Annotated in this window: 1 protein-coding gene; it reads left to right on the top strand. The window is 34.4% G+C overall.

What is annotated here, in order from left to right:
- Positions 1-113 precede the first annotated feature (113 nt).
- On the top strand, positions 114-224 hold a 111-nt coding region (locus V6260_RS18875), incomplete at its 3' end, for a VC2046/SO_2500 family protein (protein ID WP_341595597.1).

Here is a 224-nt window from a genome sequence, read left to right as displayed (position 1 = left end):
CAAAGCAACGGCGCTGATAATAGCAAACTGCGTATTTAACTAAAGAGAAAAGCTAAAGAAAATTATAATAATGCCGATAAATACCTATCAGTTATTATAATCGGCTAAAGACCATGCAATTCGATGATTTGTTAATCACTGAGAGTCAGCTTAAAAGTAAACTCAACAATAGTATTCATGAAATCCGTCGCGGTGATTTTGCACTTTTATTAGCGATGCTGTCA

Origin of the sequence: Pseudoalteromonas aliena, assembly GCF_038155085.1 — a bacterium.
Lineage (GTDB): Bacteria > Pseudomonadota > Gammaproteobacteria > Enterobacterales > Alteromonadaceae > Pseudoalteromonas > Pseudoalteromonas aliena_A.
This window is presented reverse-complemented; position numbering and strand designations above follow the sequence as displayed.